Origin of the sequence: Streptomyces paradoxus, assembly GCF_014202475.1 — a bacterium.
In the GTDB taxonomy this organism is placed as follows: Bacteria; Actinomycetota; Actinomycetes; order Streptomycetales; family Streptomycetaceae; genus Streptomyces; species Streptomyces paradoxus.
The window spans coordinates 448,811-465,572 of sequence record NZ_JACHGV010000001.1 but is presented as its reverse complement, the minus strand read 5'-3'; the positions used below and the strand labels follow the sequence as shown (position 1 = coordinate 465,572).

The 16,762-nt window shown below is 70.8% G+C and carries 15 protein-coding genes; 7 read left to right on the top strand and 8 right to left on the bottom strand.

Annotated features, from left to right (window positions below; translation table 11 throughout):
• Positions 1–124 precede the first annotated feature (124 nt).
• The 4 genes from HNR57_RS02145 to HNR57_RS02130 all read right to left on the bottom strand — a co-directional run bounded on the left by HNR57_RS02145 (position 125) and on the right by HNR57_RS02130 (position 4,356).
• On the bottom strand, positions 125–973 hold the full coding sequence (locus tag HNR57_RS02145; protein WP_184555027.1) for a carbohydrate ABC transporter permease: 849 nt from the start codon (positions 971–973) through the stop codon (positions 125–127).
• The gene (locus tag HNR57_RS02140) at positions 970–1,854 is read right to left on the bottom strand and encodes a carbohydrate ABC transporter permease (protein ID WP_184556512.1); all 885 of its coding nucleotides are present in this window, start codon (positions 1,852–1,854) and stop codon (positions 970–972) included. The genes HNR57_RS02145 and HNR57_RS02140 overlap by 4 nt, the downstream gene beginning before the upstream one ends.
• 124 nt (positions 1,855–1,978) lie before the next feature.
• Complete coding sequence (locus tag HNR57_RS02135; RefSeq protein WP_184555026.1) at positions 1,979–3,256, bottom strand: ABC transporter substrate-binding protein; 1,278 nt, start codon at positions 3,254–3,256, stop codon at positions 1,979–1,981.
• 62 nt (positions 3,257–3,318) lie between these two features.
• A complete protein-coding gene (locus HNR57_RS02130) occupies positions 3,319–4,356 on the bottom strand; it encodes a carbohydrate kinase family protein (protein WP_184555024.1) in 1,038 nt (345 codons plus the stop codon).
• Between the two features lie 149 nt (positions 4,357–4,505).
• On the opposite strand from HNR57_RS02130, the gene HNR57_RS02125 reads away from it, so the two are divergent.
• From HNR57_RS02125 to HNR57_RS02105, 5 genes are all read left to right on the top strand, one after another.
• Positions 4,506–5,270, top strand: a complete 765-nt coding sequence (locus HNR57_RS02125; RefSeq protein ID WP_184556509.1) for a DeoR/GlpR family DNA-binding transcription regulator — start codon at positions 4,506–4,508, stop codon at positions 5,268–5,270.
• Between the two features lie 184 nt (positions 5,271–5,454).
• Positions 5,455–6,792, top strand: a complete 1,338-nt coding sequence (locus HNR57_RS02120; RefSeq protein ID WP_184555022.1) for a 6-phospho-beta-glucosidase — start codon at positions 5,455–5,457, stop codon at positions 6,790–6,792.
• Positions 6,793–6,863: 71 nt separating this feature from the next.
• Positions 6,864–9,905 (top strand): alpha-mannosidase, encoded by a 3,042-nt coding sequence (locus HNR57_RS02115; RefSeq protein ID WP_184555020.1) that lies wholly within the window; start codon positions 6,864–6,866, stop codon positions 9,903–9,905.
• 4 nt (positions 9,906–9,909) lie between these two features.
• Positions 9,910–11,160: an alpha-L-fucosidase gene (locus HNR57_RS02110; RefSeq protein ID WP_184555018.1), complete on the top strand. Its 1,251-nt coding sequence runs from the start codon at positions 9,910–9,912 to the stop codon at positions 11,158–11,160.
• 98 nt (positions 11,161–11,258) lie between these two features.
• A complete protein-coding gene (locus HNR57_RS02105; RefSeq protein WP_184556506.1) occupies positions 11,259–11,774 on the top strand; it encodes a cupin domain-containing protein in 516 nt (171 codons plus the stop codon).
• 4 nt (positions 11,775–11,778) lie between these two features.
• Here the strand turns inward: HNR57_RS02105 and HNR57_RS02100 are convergent, their stop codons facing one another.
• A complete protein-coding gene (locus tag HNR57_RS02100) occupies positions 11,779–12,915 on the bottom strand; it encodes an ATP-grasp domain-containing protein (protein ID WP_184555016.1) in 1,137 nt (378 codons plus the stop codon).
• Positions 12,916–13,173: 258 nt separating this feature from the next.
• Here HNR57_RS02100 and HNR57_RS02095 point away from each other — a divergent pair, with 258 nt between their 5' ends.
• Positions 13,174–14,034 carry a metallophosphoesterase family protein gene (locus tag HNR57_RS02095; RefSeq protein ID WP_184555013.1) on the top strand — a complete coding sequence of 287 codons (861 nt, stop codon included), beginning with the start codon at positions 13,174–13,176 and terminating at the stop codon, positions 14,032–14,034.
• Positions 14,031–14,690 (top strand): 4'-phosphopantetheinyl transferase family protein, encoded by a 660-nt coding sequence (locus tag HNR57_RS02090; RefSeq protein WP_184555011.1) that lies wholly within the window; start codon positions 14,031–14,033, stop codon positions 14,688–14,690. Before HNR57_RS02095 ends, HNR57_RS02090 begins: the two co-directional genes overlap by 4 nt.
• Positions 14,691–14,913: 223 nt before the next feature.
• Here the strand turns inward: HNR57_RS02090 and HNR57_RS02085 are convergent, their stop codons facing one another.
• From HNR57_RS02085 to HNR57_RS02075, 3 genes are all read right to left on the bottom strand, one after another.
• Positions 14,914–15,138 carry a hypothetical protein gene (locus HNR57_RS02085; RefSeq protein ID WP_184555009.1) on the bottom strand — a complete coding sequence of 75 codons (225 nt, stop codon included), beginning with the start codon at positions 15,136–15,138 and terminating at the stop codon, positions 14,914–14,916.
• Between the two features lie 164 nt (positions 15,139–15,302).
• Positions 15,303–15,833 carry a toxin-antitoxin system, toxin component gene (locus HNR57_RS02080; protein ID WP_184556503.1) on the bottom strand — a complete coding sequence of 177 codons (531 nt, stop codon included), beginning with the start codon at positions 15,831–15,833 and terminating at the stop codon, positions 15,303–15,305.
• Positions 15,834–15,865: 32 nt separating this feature from the next.
• On the bottom strand, positions 15,866–16,525 hold the full coding sequence (locus tag HNR57_RS02075) for a helix-turn-helix domain-containing protein (RefSeq protein ID WP_184555007.1): 660 nt from the start codon (positions 16,523–16,525) through the stop codon (positions 15,866–15,868).
• Positions 16,526–16,762: the final 237 nt, after the last annotated feature.

The following is a 16,762-nucleotide window of genomic DNA, read 5'->3' as shown; positions in this document are numbered from 1 at the left end:
ACGTCCGTCACTGGGTGCCTCTCTTGTGTGGTTGCCAAGAGCTCGGGACCGGCTGTCGAGTCCTGGCCGCGCGCCGCGCCCGCGGTGGCTGGTCGGGCAGTTCCCCGCGCCCCTTCGGGGCGCCTCAACTGCCCTGCACCGCCCCCTCCGTGGCGCCCGCGATGAACCCGCGGGCGAAGATCGTGAAGACCACGACCAGCGGTACGGACGCCATGAGCACACCGGCCATGACCATGCTGTAGTCAGTGGTGTGGCCGACGTGGAGCTGGGCGAGCGTCACCTGGAGGGTGAGGTGGCTGGGGTCGGTGAGCACGACGAGCGGCCAGATGTAGTCGTTCCAGGCGCCGACGAAGGCGTAGATGGCGAGGAAGGACAGCGCCGGCCTGATCATCGGCAGCACGATGTTCCAGTACTGGCGGAAGAATCCGGCGCCGTCGATGCGCGCGGCGTCCAGGAGTTCGTCCGGCACGCCGTTCTCCACGTACTGGCGCAGCCAGAAGATGCCGAAGGCGTTGGCGAGGGCGGGTGGGATCAGCGCCTTGAGCGTGCCGACCCAGCCGATGTCGGACATGAGGATGAACTGCGGGAGGACGGCCAGCTGGAGCGGCAGCATCATGAACCCCACCAGCAGTGCGAACAGCACCTTGCGTCCGGGGAAGTCGAACTTGGCGAAGGCGAAGGCCGCCAGGGAGTCGACGAACAGGACCAGGACGGTGGTGACGGACGCGACGATGACCGTGTTCAGCATCGACCCGAAGAAGTCGATGGTGTCGAGCACGTGCCGGACGTTCTCCAGCAGGTGGGAACCGAAGGTCAGCTTGGGCGGGCTCTTGTAGATGTCCTGGGTCGTGTTCGTCGCCATGACGATCGTCCACACGAACGGGAAGACCGAGATCAGCACGGCCAGACCGAGGACGAGGTGCGCGGTCAGGCCCTTGGGGCGCCGTGACCGCCTCTTGACCACTGCGGTCATGACTTCCTCCCGCGCTGGACGAGGCGCCAGTTGATGACGACCAGCACCAAGATCAGTACGAAGAAGGCCCACACGATGGCGGCGCCGTAGCCGTAGTCGTTGTTGACGAACGCCGACTGGTAGAAGTACAGCAGCGTGGTCAGGCCCGCCTGGCCGGGACCGCCGAGGTTCGGGTTGGCGGCGTTGCTGCCGAAGAGGACCTGGGGCTCGCTGAAGCTCTGCAGGCCGTTGATGGTCGAGATGACGACGGTGAACAGGATGATCGGCCGCATGATCGGCATGGTGATCTGGAAGAACGTGCGGACGGGCCCGGCGCCGTCCAGCCTGGCCGCCTCGTAGATCTGCGTCGGAATGGCCTGGAGACCGGCCAGATAGATGATCATGTTGTAGCCGGTCCACATCCAGGTCATCAGCAGCGCGATGACCAGTTTGATCAGCCACGGATTGCTCAGCCACGGCACGGGTGAGATGCCGACCGTGCCCAGGATCGCGTTGACCAGGCCGAAGTTGTTGCTGAACACCGCGCCGAAGAAGATCGACACGGCGACGATCGACGTCACGTTCGGTATGTAGAGGGCGATGCGGTAGAAGCCCTTGAAACGCCGCACCGAATGCAGCAGCGTCGCCAGCACCAGGGCGCCGAACAGCGTGGGCACGGTGGACAGGACCCAGATCACCAGCGTGTTGCGGATCGACATCCAGAAGACCGGGTCGTCCCACAGGAACCGGAACTGGTCCAGACCCACGAACTGCCTGGTGCCCATGCCGTCCCAGCGCTGGAAGGCGAGGTACAGCGAGTAGAGGACCGGGAAGAACGAGAAGGCGCCGAAGATCAGGAAGAAGGGCGAGATCGCCAGGTATTGCCGCCAGTGGGACAGCACCCCGCGACGCCTGGGCCGCACGGTGCCCGCGGGCGGTGTACGCCGCGGGCGGAAGCGGGCCGGGCCCGGCCCGCCGTGGCGCCGGGGCACCGCGGCGGGGCCGGTGACCGGAGGTGACGTCACCTCACTTCACCCCCTGTCGCCGGGCGATCTGCTTGGCCTGGCCGACCGCGTCCTGCCAGGCGTCCTCGGGCTTCGTGCCCTTGGCCTCGATGCTGGTCAGCGCCGTCTTGTAAGGCGCCATGACGGCGGCGTCGGCGGGTGCTTCGTAACTGGCCGGGATCGCCTTGGCGGCCGGGCCGAACACCTCGATGACCTTCTGCCCGCCGAAGAAGGGGTCGCCGCCCGTCATGGCCGGCATGGAGTACGCGGCGGGCGCGGCGGGGAAGATGGCGGCGTCGGCGAAGCCGCGCGCGTCGTTCTCCGGGCTGAGGATCCAGCTGATGATCTTGAAGGCCTCTTCGGGGTTGCGGCACTGCTTGGGCAGGGCCAGGTAGGAGCCGCCCTGGTTGGCCGGCCCGCCCGGCATCGCGCAGACCCGCCACTTGCCCTTGGTGTCCGGAGCCGCCTGCTCGATGTCCAGCGCGTGCCAGGCCGCGCCGAGTTCGGTGGTCAGGTTCTTGCCGATGGCGGCGTTCCAGGTGTTGTCATTGATCTTGGCGTCGAGACCGAGGGTGTAGGGGCGGACCGCCGTGGTCCAGGCCTTGCGGATGTGGTCCTGGTCGCCGATGAAGCGGTTGTCCCGGTCGATGAACCGCTCGGTGCCCTGCCCGACCGCCATGTCGAACACCGAGCTGATGTTGTTGATCAGGTAGGTGCCGGGCAGCTTCTTGCGCAGCTCGACGCCGAGGGCGAAATAGTCCTCCCAGGTCCCGGCCTCGGCTGCGACCTTGTCGGGGTCGGTGGGCAGCCCGGCCTTGTCGAACTGGTCCGCACGGTAGAAGAGCGCGGTGGGGCCGATGTCGATCGGGAAACCGATCTGCTTGCCGTCCTCGGTCCGGGCGAGCTTGGTCTTCCACTCCAGGTACTTGGCCGAGATCTCCTTGAAGCCCAGCTCGTTCAGGTCGAGGAAGCGGTTCGCGTTGGGCAGGAACGACGCCATGTCCTCGCCCTTGATGCCGGTGATATCGGGCACCGAGGTGCCCGCCGAGAGGGTCGTGACGAGCTTCGACTTGAAGTCGCCGCCGATCGAGGCGACGGTCAGCTTCACCTCCTTGCCGAAGTGCGTCTTCGCCTCGGCGACCACCTTGTCGCTGAGCGCGCCTCCCCAGTACCACAAGGTGAGGTTCTTGCCGTTCTTGCTGCCGGCCGAGCCGGAGCCGCTGCCGCAGGCGACGGTCAGACCGGAGGCGGCCGCGGTGAACGCGGCGGCCTGGAGGAAGCCTCTACGAGAAAGGTCCACGGGGCACTCCTGTTGTTCCTGTTCGACGTGGAGAGGGGTGGGGAGGGTCAGTGCGGCCCTTCTCAGGTGCGCGGACCGACGGGGATGTGAGGGGTGGGCGGGGTTACGGGGGCGTGGTGCACCGGCGGCCCGGGGTCGGCGGGGATGCGGTCGGCCAGGAAGCCGTAGGCGCGGCGCAGTCCGGGGTCGCTCTGGGAGCGCCACCAGCGTTCGACGCCGTGCCAGCCGGGGGCCGCGAGGGCGCCGCCGTGGTGCCGGACGGACAGCCCGGCGGCGAGTACCGCGAACCGCAGCCGCTCCGCCAGCGGCCAGCCGCCCAGGGACGCCGCGACGAAGCTCGCGCCGAAGACGTCCCCGGCGCCCGTCGCGTCCAGGACGTCGGTGTCCAGGGCGGGGACCTCGGCGTACTCGCCGGTGATCTGGTCGACGGCGATGGCGCCGTCCCCGCCCCGGGTCACCACGGCGACCGGCACCAGCTCCGAGAGAGTGCCGAGCGCGGCCAACGGGCTGTCGGTGCGGGTGTAGGCCATCGCCTCGGCCTCGTTCGGGAGGAAGGCGTGGCACAGGGAAAGCTGGTTCAGGAGGGCCGCCGACCACTCCTGGGAGGGGTCCCAGCCGACGTCGGCGTAGATCCGCGTGCCGTTCGCGGCGGCCTTGCCGAGCCACTCGCGCGGCTGGGCCTCGAGGTGCACGAGGGCGGTCCGCGCGTCGGGCGGGTCGCCCATCAGCACGTCCTGCGAGTACGGCGGCTCCTGGCCGTGGGTGAGCAGGGCCCGGTCGTGGCCGTAGGCGACGGAGACGGTGACCGGGGTGGGCCAGCCGTCCGCCGTACGGGAGAGCGAGAGGTCGACGCCTTCCTGGTCGCACAGGACGTCCCGGCAGTACGCGCCGTAGAAGTCGTCGCCGAACACCGTGGCCAGGGAGATGCTGAGGCCGAAGCGGGAGGCGGCCACCGCGAGGTTGGCGATGCCGCCCGGGCCGCAGCCCATGCCCCGGGTCCAGATCTCCTCGCCCGGCGTCGGCGGCTTGCCGAGCCCCGTCAGGACGAGGTCGTAGAAGAGCAGCCCGGTCAGCAGCACATCGGGCCGGTCACCGTCCACGGATGTGTCCTCTCACTCACGGCTTCGACGGAGATCGTCAAAACTCTTCATTTCGGTGACCGGAATCGTGCGCCGCTCAGCGAGATTGGTCAATACCCGAGCAGAAATAAGCATGGCGATGATTGGAGATGACGAGTAATGTGCACGCCGTGCTGGCAGAACGACGACACCAACTCATCCTGCGGGCCCTGCGGGCCGGCGGGCCCGCGGCCGTGACGGACCTCTCAGAGCAGCTGGGGGTGAGTCCCGCCACCATCAGGCGTGACCTGGTCAAGCTGGAGGAAGACGGACTCCTCACGCGCGTGCACGGCGGCGCCGTCGTGGAGGAGGGCGACCAGCCCTTCGCCGAGGTCGCCGAGGTGCGCGTCACCGAGAAGGACGCCATAGCCGAACGAGCCGCCGCGATGATCACGGACGGCCAGTCGGTTCTGCTGGACATCGGGACGACGGCCTACCGTCTGGCCCGGCAGCTGCACGGCCGACGCCTCACCGTGATCACCAGCAACCTGGTGGTCTACGAGGAACTCGCCGACGACGAGGGCATCGAGCTGGTCCTGCTCGGCGGCATGGTCCGCCGCGAGTACCGCTCCCTGGTCGGCTTCCTCACCGAGGACAACCTGCGCCAGCTGCACGCCGACTGGCTCTTCCTCGGCACCAGCGGGGTGCGGCCCGGCGGCCAGGTCATGGACACGACGGTCGTGGAGGTGCCGGTGAAGCGCGCCATGATCAAGGCGAGCGAGAAGGTGGTGCTGCTCGCCGACGCGGCGAAGTTCCCGGGGCACGGGATGGCGAAGGTCTGCGGTCCCGAGGAACTGAACGCGGTCGTGACGAACGAGCCGGTCGACGCGGCGACGCGGGCCTCCTTCCAGGAGGCGGGCGTCGAGGTCGTCGTGGCGGGAAAGGTGCAAGCTTGAACTCTCTCCCGGCCGACGGGCGCCCGGACCGGGCCGCCCCGCCGTTCCGCGCACAGCGAGCTCTCACACCCTCGACAGCCCCCGGGTCGGCACCAGCCCGGGGTCCTGAAGCAAGTTCAAGGAGGTGGCGCGTGTCCGGTTCCCACGACATGCCGCGCGCGGCCCGCCGAATCGGAGGAACCCGGTGAAGCTGACGATTCTGGGCGGCGGAGGATTCCGTGTGCCGCTGGTGTACGGAGCGCTCCTCCAGGACCACGCCGAGGGCCGGGTGACCCACGTCGTCCTGCACGATCTGGACGCCGGACGGCTGTCGGCGGTGACACGTGTCCTCGCCGAGCAGGCGGCCGGAGTGGCCGACGCGCCCGAGGTGAGCGCCACCACCGACCTCGACGACGCCCTGCGCGGCGCCGACTTCGTGTTCTCCGCGATCCGCGTCGGCGGCCTGGAGGGCCGCGCGAACGACGAACGCGTGGCCCTGGCCGAGGGCGTGCTGGGGCAGGAGACCGTCGGCGCGGGCGGCATCGCCTACGGCCTGCGCACGGTCCCGGTCGCCGTCGACATCGCGCAGCGAGTGGCCCGGCTCGCGCCCGAGGCCTGGGTCATCAACTTCACCAACCCGGCCGGCCTGGTCACCGAGGCCATGTCCCGCCACCTCGGCGACCGGGTCATCGGCATCTGCGACTCCCCGGTCGGCCTCGGCCGCCGCATCGCCCGGGTGCTCGGCGCGAACCCGAAGGAAGCCTGGATCGACTACGTCGGCCTCAACCACCTCGGCTGGGTGCGCGGCCTGCACGTCGCCGGCCGCGACGAGCTGCCGCGCCTGCTCGCCGACCCCGACCTGCTCGGCTCCTTCGAGGAGGGCAAGCTCTTCGGCGTGGACTGGCTCCGCTCCCTCGGCGCGATCCCCAACGAGTATCTGCACTACTACTACTTCAACCGTGAAGCCGTACGGGCCTACCAGCAGGCCGAGAAGACCCGCGGTGCCTTCCTGCACGACCAGCAGGCACGCTTCTACGCCGAGATGAGGAACCCGGACGCCCCCGCTCTGAAGGTCTGGGACGACACCCGCGCCGAACGCGAGGCCACCTACATGGCCGAGAACCGCGAGACGGCGGGCGCCGGCGAACGCGACGAGGACGATCTGTCCGGCGGCTACGAGAAGGTGGCCCTCGCCCTGATGCGGGCCATCGCCCGGGACGAGCGCACCACCCTCATCCTCAACGTCCGCAACCGGCGCACGCTGTCGGTCCTGGACGCGGAGGCCGTCATCGAGGTCCCCTGCCTCGTCGACGCCAACGGCGCCCACCCCGTCACCGTCGACCCGCTGCCCGATCACGCCACCGGCCTGGTCTGCGCGGTCAAGGCGGTCGAGCGCGAGGTGCTGGCCGCCGCCGGCTCCGGCTCCCGCGCCACGGCCGTCAAGGCATTCGCCCTGCACCCGCTGGTGGACTCCGTCAACGTGGCCCGCAGGCTGGTCGAGGGCTATACCGAGGTCCACCCCGGGTTGGCGTACCTTAGGTGAACGCCGCCCGGTAAGCGCTTTCCCCCACCGCTTCCCGCCTGCTCGCTCTTTCCGCTTCCTGGAGACATCTCATGCACGACGAAAGCCGCCGCATCGAGGAGCGCGTGCAGCGCCTTCACGACCAGCGCATCAAGACCGCGGTCTACGCGGCCACCGTCCCCTTCGAGGTGGAGGCCTGGCAGGCCCCCGGGGAGCCGGTCCCGTTCGAGGAGGCCGCCGCCGCCACCTACGAGCCGTTCGAGATGGGCACCCCGTGGGGCCCGCCCTGGGGCACCACCTGGTTCCGCATGCGCGGACAGGTGCCCGCCGAGTGGGCCGGGAAGCGCGTCGAGGCCGTCATCGACCTCGGCTTCGTCGGCGACTGGCCCGGCAACCAGGCCGAGGCCCTCGTGCACCTCACCGACGGCACCCCGCTGAAGGCCGTCAACCCGCTCAACCAGTACGTGGCGATCGCCAACCCCGCCCGCGGCGGCGAGAGCGTCGACTACCTGGTCGAGGCCGCCTCCAACCCGGACATCCTCGCGGACAACTTCTCGAAGATCACCCCGCTCGGCGACAAACTCACCGCGGGCGACAAGCCCCTCTACACCTTCCGCAGCGCCGACCTCTCCGTTCTCGACGAGGAGGTCTGGCACCTCGACCTCGACGTGCAGGTGCTGCGCGAGCTGATGCTGGAGCTCGGCGAGCACGACCCGCGCCGGCACGAGATCGCGCACGCCCTCGACCGCGCCATGGACCTGCTCGACCTGGACGACGTCTCCGGCTCCGCCGCAGCGGTCCGCGAGGCGCTGAAGCCGGCGCTGTCCAAGCCCGCGCACGCCAGCGCCCACACGATCTCCGGTGTCGGCCACGCCCACATCGACTCCGCCTGGCTCTGGCCGATCCGCGAGACCAAGCGCAAGACGTCCCGCACCTTCTCCAACGTCACCTCGCTCGCCGACGAGTACGACGACTTCATCTTCGCCTGCTCCCAGGCCCAGCAGTACGAGTGGGTGCGCGACCACTACCCGAAGGTCTGGGCCCGCATCCAGGAGTCCGTCAAGAACGGCCAGTGGGCGCCGGTCGGCGGCATGTGGGTCGAGTCCGACGGCAACCTTCCCGGCGGGGAGGCCGTCGCCCGCCAGTTCATCCACGGCAAGCGGTTCTTCATCGAGCACTTCGGCATCGAGACCAAGGGCGTCTGGCTGCCGGACTCCTTCGGCTACAACGCGGCCTATCCGCAGATCGCCAAGCTCGCCGGCAACGAGTGGTTCCTCACCCAGAAGATCTCCTGGAACCAGACGAACAGGTTCCCGCACCACACCTTCTGGTGGGAGGGCATCGACGGCACCCGCATCTTCACCCACTTCCCGCCGGTCGACACCTACAACGCCCGCTTCAGCGGCGAGGAGATGTCCCGCGCGGTCCGCAACTACGCGGAGAAGGGCGGCGCCTCCCGGTCCCTGGCCCCCTTCGGCTGGGGCGACGGCGGTGGCGGCCCCACCCGCGAGATCATGGAACGCGCCCGTCGGCTGGCCGACCTGGAGGGCTCCGCCAAGGTCGTCGTCGAGCACCCCGACGAGTTCTTCGCCAAGGCCCGCGAGGAGTACCCCGACGCGCCGGTGTGGGTCGGCGAGCTCTACCTGGAGCTGCACCGCGCCACCTACACCTCCCAGGCCCGCACCAAGCAGGGCAACCGCCGCTCCGAGCACCTCCTGCGCGAGGCCGAACTCTGGGCGACCACGGCCGCCCTGCACGCGCCGGGCTACGCCTACCCGCACGAGAAGCTGGACCGGCTCTGGAAGACGGTGCTGCTGCACCAGTTCCACGACATCCTGCCCGGCTCCTCCATCGCCTGGGTGCACCGCGAGGCCGAGGCCGAGTACGCCCGGGTCGCCGGGGAACTGCACACGCTGACAGCCGAGGCGGTGGCCGCGCTCGGCGTCGGCGGGCCCCGTGCCTTCAACACGAGCCCCTACGACCGCGCCGAAGTGGTCCGCACCGCCGACGGCACACCGGTGTACGTGGAGGTGCCCGCGAGCGGCTCCGCTCCCCTCGCCGACACCGCGGCACCGCAGGCCGTGACGGTGGACGGCCTGGTCCTCGACAACGGACTCGTCAGGGTGGAGGTGGCCGGGGACGGCACCCTGTCCTCCGTCCGCGACCTGCGTGCCGGCCGCGAGGTCCTCGCCGAGCCCGGCAACCTGCTCCGGCTGCACACCGACCTGCCCAACTACTGGGACGCCTGGGACATCGACAAGCACTACAGGAACCGCTACACGGACCTCCTCGACGCCTCGTCCGTCACGGTCGTCGAGCAGGACCCGCTGATCGGCGCCATCCGCGTCGAGCGGGCCTTCGGCAAGGGCTCCACGATCACCCAGACGATCACCGTCCGCGCCGGCAGCCCCCGGATCGACATCGAGACGGACATCGACTGGCACGAGACCGAGAAGATCCTCAAGGCGGCCTTCCCCGTCGACATCCGCGCCCCGCACTCCTCCGCCGAGATCCAGTTCGGCCACATCCAGCGCCCCACCCACACCAACACCAGCTGGGAGGCGGCCCGCTTCGAGGTCTCCGGCCACCGCTGGGTGCACCTCGGCGAACCCGGCTACGGCGTCGCCGTCATCAACGACTCGACGTACGGGCACGACGTCTCCCGCACGGTCCGCGAGGACGGCGGCACCACGACCACCGTCCGCCTCAGCCTGGTCCGCGCCCCGCGCATCCCGGACCCCGAGGCCGACCAGGGCCGCCACCGCTTCACCTACGCGCTGCTGCCCGGCGCGACCATCGAGGACGCCGTCGCCGAGGGCTACTCCCTCAACCTGCCGCTCCGGGTGGCGGAGGCGGCCGGCGCCCCCGAACCGGTGGTCTCCGCCGAGGGCGAGGGCGTGACCGTGGAGGCGGTCAAGCTCGCCGACGACGCCTCCGGCGATGTCGTCGTCCGGCTCTACGAGTCCCGCGGCGGCCGGGCCACCGGCACCCTGCGCACCGGGTTCCCGCTCGCCGGCGCCCAGGTCACCGACCTGCTGGAACGGCCCCTGGAGGACGCGGAGATCACCGACGGCGCGGTCGCCGTCACGCTGCGGCCCTTCCAGATCCTCACCCTCCGGCTGCGCAGGAGCTGACCTCATGGCCATGCAGCCGTGGTTCGAGGACGCCAAGCTCGGCATCTTCGTGCACTGGGGCATCTACGCCGTCGACGGCGTCCAGGAGTCCTGGTCGTTCTACGACGACATCGTGCCGCACGACCGGTACATGTCCCAGCTCGGCCGGTTCACGGCCGCCCGCTACGACCCGCGCGACTGGGCGAGGCTCTTCGCGCGGGCCGGCGCCCGGTACGCCGTCCTGACCAGCCGCCACCACGACGGGGTCGCCCTGTGGGACACCGCGTACGGCGACCTGAACGTGGGCCGTGACCTGATCGGCGGCTACGCCGAGGCCCTGCGCGAGCAGGGCCTCAAGGTCGGCCTCTACTACTCCCACTCCGACTGGAACCACCCCGACTACGCCTCCACCCGCAAGCCCGGCCGCCCGCCGGAGCTGGAGGACAACCGCTACTCCGAGGTCGCCGCCGAGTTCGAGGACCTGGACGCCTGGGAGAGGTTCCTCGCCTACCGCGACGGCCAGATCCGCGAACTCACCACCCGCTACCGGCCCGACCTGATGTGGTTCGACGGCGAGTGGGACCGCAGCGAGGAGCAGTGGCGCATCCCCGAACTCGCCACCCTCATCCGCTCCGAGGTGCCGGACGTCGTCTTCAACGCCCGCATGCTGAGCGAGGGCGACTACGCCACCCCCGAGCAGGGTGCCCCCGTCATCCCGCCCGAGGGCCCTTGGGAGCTGTGCCTGACGATCAACGACTCCTGGGGCCACCAGCACCACGACCACCACCACAAGTCCGTCGACCAGCTGATCCGCTACTTCACCGAGACCATCGGCGGCGGCGGGAACCTGCTCCTGAGCGTCGGCCCGCGGGAGGACGGCACGATCACCGACGAGCAGGCGCGGCGGCTGGAAGGGCTCGGCGACTGGATCGCCCGGCACGCCGAAGCCGTCTACGGAACCGTACGAGGACTCCCGCCGGGCCACCACTACGGCCCGAGCACCCTCTCCAAGGACCGCCGCACCCTCTACCTGACCCTCTTCGACGCCCCGCGCGCCGAGATCAACGTCCGCGGATTGCTCAACACGGTCCGCCGGGTCTCGGTCCTGGGCAGCGGCACCGAACTGGCCCACGAGGTCACCGGCGGCCTCCACGAGACACCGGGCATCCTCTGGATCGCCCCGCCGGCCGCAGCCGACCTCGACCCGTACGCCACGGTGCTGGCCGTCGAACTGGAAGGAGAACTGGAGCTGTACCGGGGCGGGGGCCGCTTCTGACACCGCCGAATTGACCCACGAACACGGCATCGGAATGCCCCCTGCCGTGGGTCGCCCGGCTCCATAGAGTCGATGTCATGACGACGACACGGAACGACATGACGACAGGGAACGCCTCGGGAAACAGCGGCGGCTTCGTACCGGTCCTCACCCGCGCCGCCGAGGCCGAGACGACGCGCGACCCCAGCAGCGTGATGACCCTGCTCGCCGACTCCGGGAACACCGGCGGGCGGCTCACCAGCTACCGGTCGACGTTCGCGCAGGGCGCGGTCGGCGCGCCCGCCCACCTGCACACCGAGGCGTCCGAGATGTTCTACGTGCTCGACGGCGCGCTCCAGGTGCTGGTGGGCGAGGAGATCACCGTGCTGCGAGCCGGCGACTTCCTTCTCGTGCCGCCGCACACCCCACACGCCTTCGCCGCCGCGCCCGGTGCGACGGCCGACGTACTGTTCGTCTTCACCCCGGGCGTGGGGCGCTTCGACTATCTGCGGCTGCTGGGCCGGGTGATGCGCGGCGAGGCCGACCCGCAGGAGATCAAGGACTCCTCCGAGCGCTTCGACAACCACTACGTCGACAGCCCCGTCTGGCGCGCGGCGCTCGCGGCCAGGGCCTGAGTTCTCAGAGGGGCAGCGCCTGGGCCGCCGCCTGGACGGAGCCGACCGGTTCGGCCGCCGCGGGCGCGGGTACCGCCGGCAGCGGATCCGTCGCCTCCGGCCGCTGCTGCGGCAGCGCCACCGGCCGCAGCGGGCGCGGCCCCGACACCACCGTGTAGTCCTGGCCCAGGAACGGCGGGACCACTTCGCCCGGGTCCTCGCCGAGCGCCAGCTGCACGGCGGCCCAGGGAGCGTTGACCCCGCACAGGGACAGCTGGTGCAGCCCGCCGGCCGGGCGGGTGTTGACGTCCATGAGGACCGGCCGGTCGCCGAACATGCGGAACTGGATGTTGGACAGGTAGTGCAGACCGAAGCCCTCGGCGATCCGCCGGGCCGGGTCGAGCCACTGCTCGTGCAGGGTGAAGCCGCGACGGCGGCCGTTCTTGGTGCGGCCCACCGCCAGCCGGACCCGGTTGTCCGGCCCGGTCAGGCAGTCCACCGACACCTCGGGCTGCTCCAGACGCGGCATCACCAGCCAGTCGACCGGCTCCCCGTCCTGCCGCAGCGCCTGCAGCACCAGGTCCAGCGGTACGTACGGGCTCGGGAACCCGCTCAGATGCATCAGCGAGAAGGGCGTACGCGTGATCACCCGGAAGCCCACCCCACCGGCCCCGGACGCCGGCTTGAAGCACGCCTTGTGCCCACCGTCCTCCAACTCCTCGACAGCGGCGAGGAGTTCGTCCTCCGAGCGGACCCGGTACCACGGCGGCACCGGGACGCCGATCGCCTGGACCGCCTCGTAGGCGATCACCTTGTCGTGGAAGACGGCCACGGCCTCGGGCGGCGGCGCCAGCACCGCCGTGCCGGCCGCCTCGAACTCGGCGCGGTGCGCGACGATCGCCGACTGGTGCAGCCGGGGCACGAACACGTCGATGCCGCGACGTAGGCACTGGTCCAGCGCGTACTCGACGTACCCGGCGGGGGACAGGTTCTCGGGCTCCAGCTCGGCGGTGTCGGCGGCGGCCAGCACCGGCGAGTCGGGGTCGCCGTGGGTGGCGTGGATCTCGACGGCCCGGTCGCTGGGATTTCTCCGCAGCTGATCCATGAAGAACACGTTCTCCGCGTACGTGCGGTTGAGCCAGACGCGTACGCGAGAGACCATGCAGGCCGCCTTTCACGGTTCGCGGGCAGGGCTGAGCAGCCCGTGCCCGGGCAGGAGAATGGAGGGTCACCAAACCGCCCCTGTGAAAGGGAAGTCCGTAGCGGTGGTGTTGGGCCAGATCATACGGCTTCGGCGGGCCCGGTCGTGCAACGCGCGTGTGAAGGAATTCTCCGGCCACGGTCCCCGGGCCGCTCTTGCCCCCCGTCGCGCGGATGTGATCTCTTGGTGACGTCCGGGTGCGCACGGAGGGGGCGAGAGGTGACGTCGACGGCCGGTGGTGCCGCACAACTGCTGGCCATCAGCGACCTGCACATCGGCTACCCGGAGAACCGCGCCCTGGTCGAGGGCATGCGGCCCGGGACGGACGACGACTGGCTGCTCGTGGCCGGGGACGTCGCGGAGACCGTGGCGGACATCCGCTGGGCCCTGAAGACGCTCGCGGCCCGCTTCCGCAAGGTCGTGTGGGTGCCCGGCAACCACGAGCTGTGGACCCATCCGAGCGACGCCGTCACCCTGCGCGGTGTCGCCCGGTACGAGCACCTGGTCGAGATGTGCCGCGAACTCGGCGTGACGACACCCGAGGACCCCTACCCCGTCTGGGAGGGCCCCGGAGGGCCGGTCGCCGTCGCCCCGCTGTTCCTCCTGTACGACTACTCGTTCCTGCCGGCCGGCTGCACGACCAAGGAGCAGGGCCTGGAGTACGCGCGGGGGACCGGGATCGTGTGCACCGACGAGTACCTGCTGCACCCCGACCCGTACCCGAGCCGGGAGGCCTGGTGCCGGGCCCGGGTCGCCGAGACCGAACGCAGACTCGCCGCGCTGCCCGACGGCCTGCCGGTGATCCCGGTCAACCACTACCCGCTGCACCGGCATCCGATGGACGTCCTGTGGCACCCCGAGTTCGCCATGTGGTGCGGCACGGACCTGACGGCCGACTGGCACCGCAGGTTCCGCGTGCGCACCATGGTCTACGGCCATCTGCACATCCCCCGCACCACCTGGCACGAGGGCGTGCGCTTCGAGGAGGTGTCGGTGGGCTATCCGCGCGAGTGGAGCAAGCGGTCCGGACCGCCGGGGCGGTTGCGGCGGATCCTGCCGGGGGAGGGCGAGGAGCTGTGATCGGGGAACTGCTGCCGGAGGCCGTGGTCACCGTGGAGGCCTACGGCCAGGAGGACGCGGACGCCCCGCTGTTCCCCGAGGAGGCGGCGCTCCTGACCCGGGCGGTCGCCAAGCGGCGCAGGGAGTTCGCCGTCGTGCGCTCCTGCGCACGCCGCGCCATGGAGAAACTCGGCGTGCCGCCGCAGCCGATCCTGCCCGGGGAACGCGGCGCCCCCCGCTGGCCGGCCGGGCTCGTCGGCAGCATGACCCACTGCGACGGCTACTGTGCCGCCGCCCTGGTCCGCGACACCGACCTCGTGTCCCTCGGCATCGACGCCGAGACCCACGGCCCGCTGCCCGAGGGCGTCCTGCCGTCCGTGTCCCTGCCTGCCGAGGCCGACCGGCTGCGGAGGCTCGCGGCCGAACGCCCCGACATCCACTGGGACCGGCTGCTGTTCAGCGCGAAGGAGTCCGTCTACAAGGCGTGGTTCCCCCTCACCGGGAAGTGGCTGGACTTCATGGAGGCCGACATCGAACTCACCGCCGACGGCGTCTTCCGCGCGACACTGCTCGTCCCCGGCCCGAGGGTGGGCGCCCGCCGCCTCGACCACTTCGACGGCCGCTGGACGGCGGGGCGGGGCCTGATCGCGACGGCGATAGCGGTACCCCACGCCTGACCCCGCGTCGCGGGACCCCCTCCCGACTCCAGCGGCCGTCGAAGTGGTCGAGGCGGCTCAGCGGGCTTTCGAACCGCTCCGGCCGGTGTCCCGGGCGGCCTGCCGGCGGGCGGGTTCGGCCGCCGGCCTGCGGCCCGGGCCCTGGACAGGAGCGCGGGCCCGGCTTCGAGCCCGTCGCCCGGCGCAGCCGTCGGACAACGGAGCCCGCTCCTCGTACCGCAGCTCAGGGGCCCGGCTCCGGGCACCAGTTCTCCAGGAGGCGGAAGAACTCCTCCTCGTTGCCGGTCAGGCCCGCGCGTTCCAGGGCCTGTTCCGCCTCGGCGAGGACCGTGGGCGGGACCAGCGGCGGGCCGCCCTCCACGTCGAAGGCGGCCCGGACGGTGTGCAGCAGCCGCAGATAGGCCTGGACGGCGGTGCGTTCACGATCGGTCAGGACGGCGGTGGGCATCGGTCGGCTCTCCCCGTGTCGGCGTCGTCGGTCCCGCGCCCTCGCGGCGCGCACGCCCCGCACAGCGGTGGCGCCCCACCAGCTTGCCGCCCACCACTGACAATCCGGCCCCGTGGCCCTCCGGTTCGCCCGCTCGGCGCAGAACGGACCGCCGGAACGGCCCGTCAGCCCTGCGGTCCGCGATACCCCAGCGACGCCTCGATCCGACCCGCCAGATGATCCCGCTGCACCGGCCCGCGAGACGACGAACCGGCAAGCCAGGCACGGCACTTGCTGGCGAGCAGCAGCCCGAAGCTCTCGGCCTCCTTCTCGTCGTCGAGGTCGAAACGGGTGCGCGCGGCGACCTTCAGCACGGTCGCCTGGAGATCGGCACCGTCGTCGAGCAGCCGGGCCGCGACGGCGGCGCCCGCGACGTGGTGGGAGCAGTGCCCGGCCTTCATGTGCCACAGCTCGTGGCCCAGGATCACCAACTGGTGATCGGGAGCGGTGCGTTCCTCGATCACGACGAGGTCCTGCTCTGCCATGTCCAGCCAGAGCCCGCTGGCGGTCCCGGGCGGGAACGCGGCCGTTCGGAAGCGGACGGGGCGGCCACGGCGTCTGCTCATGCCGTCGCACAGGGCCGCGTACAGCTCCTCGGGCCGAGCCGGCGCGGGAAGGGTCAGCTCCGCGACCAGCTCGCCGCACAGGCGGCGCATTTCCTTACCGATGCCCACAGTTCTCCCCACGGTCACGACTCGGGCCGCTTGACGCTCTCCAGGAGCATGTCCAGCCACTCCGCGACCTTGTCGCGGTGCTGGTCGGTGGGCAGTTGCGCGGCTCGCCAGGCGATGCCGCGCACGCCGTGGTCCTGCAACAGCCGCTCCAGCGGGTCGTCCGCCGCGGCGGCCGCCTCCCGCTCGCGGTCGGCGAGCTTCTGCAACAGCTCCTGTTCGGTGTGCTGGAGGGCGCTCACCAGCGCCTCGGGGTCCTCGGCCGTCAGGAAGCCGGCGTGCACCCGGAAGAACCGCTGGAGGGCGTCGCAGTGCTCCATGGTCGGCCGCCGGTCGCCGTTGATCAGGGCGCCGGCCTGCTGGCGGGACATGCCCGCGCCGTCGGCGATCTCCTGCTGGGTGTACTTGCGGCCGTTGGGCTTGAGCCGGGTCCGCCGCAGCAGGTCCAGACGTTGCAGGAACCGGGCCTGGACGTCGGGCTCGCCCGCCGGCCGGCCACTGAGCAGCGCCTTGACCACGGGGTCCGGAACACCGGAGGCGACGGACAGCCGGCCGATGTCGAAGACCTCGGCCTGCGGCACGCCGAGCCGGTCGGCGAGCGCGCCGACGCGCGAGACGACGGCCGGTAGCACGGCCGTCGGCGTGGCGCCAGGACCCTCGACGAAGCCACCCGTCACCGACAGATCTCCTACGTATCTCACAGGCTTCTCACAAGTGGATGCCGTGACCTACCCGGCGTGAACTTCCCGGAGCGTAGCCGGTGCTTCGAACTCACATCCAGGTCTCGCCACAACTGTGGCCAATTTCAGCCGTCAACAGGCATGGAATGCCACGATAGTTGACACGCCTCAGCCCGGGGCAGCAGGATCGGGGCGCCGCGTCAAGGCCGCACAGGCAAGAGGGGTGACCTCCCG

Excerpts from the sequence above, each read along its gene's own strand:
- HNR57_RS02145 (WP_184555027.1), bottom strand. The coding sequence starts at position 973 with ATGACCGCAGTGGTCAAGAGGCGGTCACGGCGCCCCAAGGGCCTGACC.
- HNR57_RS02115 (WP_184555020.1), top strand. The coding sequence starts at position 6,864 with ATGCACGACGAAAGCCGCCGCATCGAGGAGCGCGTGCAGCGCCTTCAC.
- HNR57_RS02110 (WP_184555018.1), top strand. The coding sequence starts at position 9,910 with ATGGCCATGCAGCCGTGGTTCGAGGACGCCAAGCTCGGCATCTTCGTG.
- HNR57_RS02105 (WP_184556506.1), top strand. The coding sequence starts at position 11,259 with ATGACGACAGGGAACGCCTCGGGAAACAGCGGCGGCTTCGTACCGGTC.
- HNR57_RS02100 (WP_184555016.1), bottom strand. The coding sequence starts at position 12,915 with ATGGTCTCTCGCGTACGCGTCTGGCTCAACCGCACGTACGCGGAGAAC.
- HNR57_RS02085 (WP_184555009.1), bottom strand. The coding sequence starts at position 15,138 with ATGCCCACCGCCGTCCTGACCGATCGTGAACGCACCGCCGTCCAGGCC.
- HNR57_RS02080 (WP_184556503.1), bottom strand. The coding sequence starts at position 15,833 with ATGCGCCGCCTGTGCGGCGAGCTGGTCGCGGAGCTGACCCTTCCCGCG.